Source organism: Mucilaginibacter angelicae, assembly GCF_042434235.1.
GTDB lineage: Bacteria > Bacteroidota > Bacteroidia > Sphingobacteriales > Sphingobacteriaceae > Mucilaginibacter > Mucilaginibacter angelicae.
Window position 1 is genome coordinate 335,310 of the sequence record NZ_JBHLTS010000078.1, and the last position, 6,519, is coordinate 341,828.

Annotated in this window: 6 protein-coding genes; 2 read left to right on the forward strand and 4 right to left on the reverse strand. The window is 41.8% G+C overall.

Going from position 1 to position 6,519, the window contains the following annotated elements:
• Window positions 1-2: 2 nt before the first annotated feature.
• The gene (locus ACFFGT_RS29645; RefSeq protein ID WP_377026137.1) at window positions 3-773 is read left to right on the forward strand and encodes a DNA-formamidopyrimidine glycosylase family protein; all 771 of its coding nucleotides are present in this window, start codon (window positions 3-5) and stop codon (window positions 771-773) included.
• Between the two features lie 246 nt (window positions 774-1,019).
• Here the strand turns inward: ACFFGT_RS29645 and ACFFGT_RS29650 are convergent, their stop codons facing one another.
• The 3 genes from ACFFGT_RS29650 to ACFFGT_RS29660 form a co-directional block, all read right to left on the reverse strand.
• Entirely contained in the window at window positions 1,020-1,601 is a 582-nt protein-coding gene (locus ACFFGT_RS29650) for a hypothetical protein (RefSeq protein WP_377026138.1), read from the reverse strand.
• A gap of 180 nt (window positions 1,602-1,781) precedes the next feature.
• Window positions 1,782-3,323 carry an MFS transporter gene (locus ACFFGT_RS29655; protein WP_377026139.1) on the reverse strand — a complete coding sequence of 514 codons (1,542 nt, stop codon included), beginning with the start codon at window positions 3,321-3,323 and terminating at the stop codon, window positions 1,782-1,784.
• A 102-nt stretch (window positions 3,324-3,425) separates the two neighbouring features.
• Entirely contained in the window at window positions 3,426-4,019 is a 594-nt protein-coding gene (locus ACFFGT_RS29660) for a hypothetical protein (protein ID WP_377026140.1), read from the reverse strand.
• A 341-nt stretch (window positions 4,020-4,360) separates the two neighbouring features.
• Between ACFFGT_RS29660 and ACFFGT_RS29665 the strand changes: the two genes are divergently transcribed.
• Window positions 4,361-5,593: an alpha/beta hydrolase-fold protein gene (locus tag ACFFGT_RS29665; RefSeq protein ID WP_377026141.1), complete on the forward strand. Its 1,233-nt coding sequence runs from the start codon at window positions 4,361-4,363 to the stop codon at window positions 5,591-5,593.
• Window positions 5,594-5,869: 276 nt separating this feature from the next.
• Here ACFFGT_RS29665 and ACFFGT_RS29670 read toward each other — a convergent pair whose 3' ends face one another.
• Entirely contained in the window at window positions 5,870-6,244 is a 375-nt protein-coding gene (locus tag ACFFGT_RS29670; RefSeq protein WP_377026142.1) for a DUF779 domain-containing protein, read from the reverse strand.
• Window positions 6,245-6,519 lie beyond the last annotated feature (275 nt).

Genomic DNA, 6,519 nt, shown 5'->3' on the forward strand with positions numbered 1-6,519 from the left:
TCATGCCCGAATTACCAGATCTGCAGGCTTTTAGCCATAACCTGCAAAAAACACTTGCCGGTAAAACAGTAAAAAAGATAGAAGTACCGAATGCTAAAAAGCTAAACGTTAGTGCACATGAACTGGACGAGGTTTTAAGCGGACAAAAGTTGGAAAAAGTTTATCGCGAAGGTAAGGAACTGCACATTAAATTTGGCAAAGGCGATGTGCTTGGCTTACACCTGATGCTGCATGGCAAGCTGTTTTTGTTCGACACAAGAAACGAAAACAAATACGGCATTATTGAGCTGCACTTTGAAGATGACAGTGGATTGGTGCTAACCGATTTCCAGGGGATAGCTACGCCTACCCTCAACCCCGAAAAAAAGGACGTACCTGATGCCCTCGACGCCGATGCCGAATATTTGAAAAAACGCCTGGCTAAAACAAAAACCAATATCAAAACTGTTTTACTTGATCAAAAAATATTAAGAGGTATTGGTAATGCTTACGCTGATGAAATTTTATGGCATGCTCGTATTTCTCCATTTTCTGTAAGCAGCAAAATACCGGAGGCAAAACTGAAGGACCTGGTTCAGGCAATAAGATCAGTATTGGAAGATGCCGAAAAAAGTATCCTAAAATCAAATCCCGACATTATTAATGGAGAGGTACGCGATTTCATGAACATTCACAATTCAAAGAAAAAACACAGCCCAACCGGCGCCGCGATCCTGATTAACGAAGCCTCAAGGAAAACTTATTATACTGATGAACAAGAGTTGTTTGAGTAGATAACCATGAGCTTAAAAGGACGATCTATACTTAAATAAAAAAATGTCATTTCGAAACGAAGAACGAGTGAGAAATCTTCTACACCCTGCAAAACGGCATGCAGCGTGTAGAAGATTTCTCTTTCGCCCCAACGCTCAGGCCTGCCCTCTGCTCTATCGAAATGACATTTTTTATAAGGGTTTACGCGAAATAATACCCTCTTTATAATTTAAAAGTCTCCCCTTTAGGGGAGATTTAGATGGGCTTTACTTCAACTTTTTCACTAAAACATTAAAATCAACCCCAACAACCGGGATCTTTTTCCATGGCTCGGTTTCAGTGTCTTTGTGAAATGTGCCGCCATTAAACAAGCCACAAGCAAAACCAATATTGGAACCGGTTTTAGTTGTCAAAAACTCAATAGAAACAACAATATCCCCGGCTACCTTAACATTATATGGCGATAGATCGACTGTGATTAGCTGGTGATTATCCTGGTTATTATATTTTTTGATATAGCCTTTTATTTCGTCTTTAACCAAATCAGCTTCGTTTGGAAGCTTTCCGGCCATTTGGTAAACATTCACTTTAAATGGGATGCTATCGTTTGAACGGTTTTGGGTGTGAAAACTTAGCTTCAGCAATTGAACAGGATGTTTACCTGCATTCATTTCAATGCCAACTTGCCTGCCTTTAACAGCATCGAAAGAAGTGTTGGATGAGCCGGTGCGCGGTTTGTTGCCTATTGTTTTGGTTTTATCCTGTGCAGATGCGCCGATAGTAACAAGGCATAAAAAGCATACAGTAAATAGTTTTAAAAAATTTGGGGGTGATATCAGATTTAGCATAACAATATTTTAGATTGATGTGATTTACAGAGTAGACGATGATTATAAACAAATGGTTGCAACACCAATTTAATTTTTCATATGGTTACCCTTGTAAAGACGCATCACATGCGTCTGCCGTTATTCATTTCCGGCTGCCTGTCCAAAAGGAGACGCATGTGATGCGTCTCTACAAAAAAATCACTCTTTTTTAACAGCACTGTTCCTGATAAAAATAACCGACATCAGCGCACCTAAAAACGCCAGCCCGGCGCAGATGCGCATAATATTGCTGTAAGCCGAAATAAATCCGTTATGATAGGCAATTTCTACAGCTTTTTTATTGGCTCCGTCAATATTGGCAGGTACCCTTGCATTGCCCAGATTGGCAGATTGTTCCATAACCACCTTTTTATCTTTTTCGTTAAGCGGCAGCTTCTTCAACTCCCCCTGCATCGCACCTGAAAAAAACAGCACGGCCAGCGCACCGAAAATGGCGTTGGCAAAAACATTGGCAATGCGGGTCATGGCATTGTTAATGCCCGATGCTGTACCCGAAAAATGATCGCTCACCGATCCCATTACCGTAGCCGTAAGCGGCGCTACAGTTATTGACATGCCGAAGCCAAACACAATCACACCAGGAAAGAAGCTTGTCCAATAATCGGACGGGCCTGCAGTTTGTTTGATAAACGATAACATCAGCAACCCCGCTCCTGCCAAAGCCGGACCGATAATGAGCAATAAACGCGGACCTTTTTTATCGGCAATAGCCCCGGCATAACGCGCAATGGAGATCATGAGCACCGTAAAAGGCAAAAACGTTAAACCTGATTGCAGCTGGCTATAACCCTGCACCTGTACCATATTTAACGACATAAACAGCATCCCGCCACCCAGGCCTGCATAAAGAAAAAATGTAAGGAGATTTATGCCGCTAAATGTTTTACTATTAAACAAGGTTAGCGGCATCATAGGATGTTTACTTGTATTTTCTATATAAATAAATATAATGAGCAATAAAATACCTGCGGCAAGCGAACCGTATACCTGCCAATTACTTAAGCCAACCGCAGGCATCCGTAAAAAACCAAACGTTAGCAAAGCAAGCCCCAAAGCTATAGAAATAGCACCGGGCAAATCAAGGGCCTGATCGGCCCTGTCATCTTTACTTTCTGCAACTTTGCGCCACAGTATGAGTAAAGCCACTAACCCAATCGGCACATTGATAAAAAATATATACCTCCACAAACCGGCATCGGCCAAAGCACCGCCAAGTACCGGCCCGCCCATGGTAACCACCGTGGTAATGGCCGACCAGGTACCTATCGCCTTACCCCTTTCTTTTGCATCAATAGATGATGAAATAAGTGAAAGGCTCCCCGGAATCATTAGTGCGCCACCAATACCTTGTATAATCCTGAAAACAATAAGGTAAAAAACACCCGGTGAAAGTCCGCAAAGTGCGGAGCCAGCTATAAAAATGAAGATGCCTATCATAAAGATCTTCTTTCGCCCAAGTTTATCACCCAATGAACCGCCTATCAAAATAAGGGAGGCCAGCATCAGAAGATAAGCATTCAGGATCCAGAATAGGTCGGCACCTTTGGCATCAAGACTTTGCTGCAAGGCCGGCAGCACCACATTAAGCGCTGTACCATCAATAAACGCCATGGCCGAAGCCAGTATAGCCGAAACCATGATCCATTTACCGGCCGGGCTGCCCAATGAAACTGTAGCCATATTTTATAAGGTTGTAACTGGTACGTTTATTACAAAGTTGCAGTAAATGTTCGGATTAATAAGGCTGTAAAACAATAAATTAAAGCACTATTAAAAAACAGGTTACCGTCTGAAAACACCAATATTTTCGGGGTAAAGTAGTATCAGCAGAAATATGGCGGACAGATTAAGCTGTAAAACCCCCGAATTAGTTGCACTGGAAAACAAGACGGCCAAAACAGTTAATATAATCATAGCTATAATATGATTACGGTGCGGGATAGGGATCCCAGTTTTATCGGCAAAGCGTTTAGCATTAAAATTACCACGGTATATAAACGGGAGTATTAAAAAGTAAAAAGCGCCTATAGCAATCATTACCCAACAGAAAGCAATTTTGCCGGCAGCATTAATTTTGATGACCCTATTTACATTTGTCCATATTGCCGTATTGTTTGCTTTAAAAATGTTATGTGTTGATGTGTGAAAGAGATTTGGCAAATCGCTCATCGTCTCAGCAGCAAAGAACAAACTTAAAATTCCGGTTAAAGCTAAAACAACACTAAACCGGATATTGCGATAACGGGAAAGCCTTATTAAATATATAATCACAACTCCAAAAATCACTGTTAGCAGCAGGACGGAGATATATCCGATAAATCCCCCTTCCGGATTATATATCATCTCAAAATATGTTTTATCTACAAAATACATCACAATAGCAGCCAGGGTCAAAACGGCCGCAAGCCCGAATATCAGGATCTCAAGCTTTATTAAGCTGTTGTTTTTACGGGCAGTATTGTAAGTATTTAACACGGCAATTATTTATAGATGGATTTACATTAACGCAAACTTATCAAAACATGTTTTTTAAGTCGCTTGTAAAACGAAAATGAACTGGAAATTATTTCCCAGTAAGCAAATTGTTTAACCTATATATTATCTAACTTAATAAATTCCGAAAGATCATTTTCCATCACACCAACAGGGGCATTCATCACATTTACTTCTGTAGGGTGCATTGTTGCTGTATCATTGAATAATAAATCAACAGCCACATGAAAAAACTTATCCTGATACTTGTTCACCTCACCATTGCATACCTGCTAAAGGCGCAGCCACCGCAGCAACCCATAGTTTTGGGACGGGTGGACACCATTTATTCCAACATCCTAAAAGAAAACCGACCGCTTTGGGTTTATACGCCAGGATATGATACCAACTACTTTTCAAAACCGGAATTCCCGGTTTTGTACGTTTTAGACGCCGATGATCATTTCATGTCGCTGGTTACTATGGTCAAAGAATTAAGTGCTACGGCAGGAAACACAGTGTTTCCGCAAATGATTATAGTCGGCATCCTGAATACACCCGGGCACCGTACCCGCGACCTTACACCTACCAACAGCGCTATGGATAAATCATCTGGAGGAGGCGAAAACTTCGCAGCATTTATGGGGAATGAACTGATCCCTTACATAGATAAAAAATATCCTACAGCACCGTACCGAACCATGATCGGGCATTCGCTGGGCGGTTTAATGGTGATTGATATGTTATTGAAACATACACAGGTTTTTAACGCCTATGCAGCTATTGACCCCAGTATGTTTTATGACAATGATAATTTGCTTAAACAAGCTGCCGCCATCCTTAAACAAAAGAATTTTGGCGGCAAAAAGCTTTTTCTTGGTTTTGCCAATACCATGAACCCAGGCATGGACACGGTACAGGTAAAAAAGGATACGTCCGCAATATCGCATCATATCCGGTCGATCATGAAACTGGCCGATAATCTTTCTGCTAATAGAATCAACAACCTGCAATGGGCTAAAAAGTATTACCCCGATGATGATCATAATTCCGTTCCTTTCAATGCCGAATATGATGCCTTACGGTTTATTTTCAAAAACAACCGCTTTCCGCGAAACCAGCCTTATAATCAATATTTTGACAAGCAATACAGTGCCGCGCAGCTAAGACAAATGATAGAAGCGCATTACAAAGCAATGTCTGCCGAAATGGGTTATAATGTGCGCCCGCCCGAACCCGAGATGAATGGCATAGGCTACGCATTTTTGCAACAAAAGGATTATGAAAAAGCAGCCATGTTTTTCCAGGTGAATATCGATAATTACCCCAAAAACTTTAACGTTTACGATAGCATGGGCGATTGCTTTTTAGCCCGTGGTGATAGACAAAATGCTGAACAGTATTTCAAAAAGGCCTTATCAATCAAGTACACCAAAGAAATTATGGATAAGCTGGATAAAGTGCAGGCGGGGAAATAAGCATTTACAAAGTAGAAAGCTTTTTTAAGTCTCCCAAACTGGCGCAAGTCTTGTGCGGCGGATATTGAACGGGGGGACTTTTGCCTTCTACGTCGTCCTAAAAGGCTACACAGTCACAAGTCATCCGCCCTCCCGGCAACCACACAAGACTTGCGCCATTGGGGGGTGACTTGTGCCTTCTACACTAAAAAAAGACAGTCACAAGTCATCCACCCTGCCGACAACCATACAAGACTTGCGCCATTAAGGGACGGTTTTGTTGGATACGTACGAACATCAATCTTCAATAAAACTCACCGGCTCCAAATCCTTCAATTCATCATCAGCAAACAACCTGGAGTGGATCATAAACCTAAACCCCGTTGGGATCTCTATTGAAAAACTCGAGCCCCGCCCCTTGGTAATATCAAGCTGTAGCTGGGTATGCTGCCAGTATTCAAACTGGTCTTTGCTCATCCAAAACTCACAGTTATCCACCTCCCCTAATTTCACATCGCTGCCACCGAGTTTAAACTCTCCTTTTTCAAAACACATGGGCGATGAGCCGTCGCAGCAACCGCCGCTTTGATGGAACATCAGTTCGCCAAAGCGGGATTTGAGTTCGGCTATCAATCCTGAAGCTTCGGGGGTTATGGTTACTCTTTTGATCATGTTATATTGATTGATATTAAGAGTTATTTGCAAACAATTAAAAATATGTCATTGCGAGGAGCATGCCGGGCCTTGTGAGGAAGGCAGCGACGTGGCAATCTCGTAGCTATGCCTCTTAACCCTGTATAGCTACGAGGTTGCCGCGCTTCGCTCGCAATTGTAAAGGTTAGATAATTCGGTAACAGAATTAGCTTTATATAACTAAGCTAATTTTGTTATGCGAATAAACACCAATGATCTGACGCTAAAGCGAAACTATCTAAGTAAGTATCGTT

What these genes read in the sequence shown, in the direction of transcription:
- ACFFGT_RS29655 (WP_377026139.1), bottom strand. Translation starts at nt 3,323, where the DNA reads ATGGCTACAGTTTCATTGGGCAGCCCGGCCGGTAAATGGATCATGGTT.
- ACFFGT_RS29670 (WP_377026142.1), bottom strand. Translation starts at nt 6,244, where the DNA reads ATGATCAAAAGAGTAACCATAACCCCCGAAGCTTCAGGATTGATAGCC.
- ACFFGT_RS29650 (WP_377026138.1), bottom strand. Translation starts at nt 1,601, where the DNA reads ATGCTAAATCTGATATCACCCCCAAATTTTTTAAAACTATTTACTGTA.
- ACFFGT_RS29645 (WP_377026137.1), top strand. Translation starts at nt 3, where the DNA reads ATGCCCGAATTACCAGATCTGCAGGCTTTTAGCCATAACCTGCAAAAA.
- ACFFGT_RS29665 (WP_377026141.1), top strand. Translation starts at nt 4,361, where the DNA reads ATGAAAAAACTTATCCTGATACTTGTTCACCTCACCATTGCATACCTG.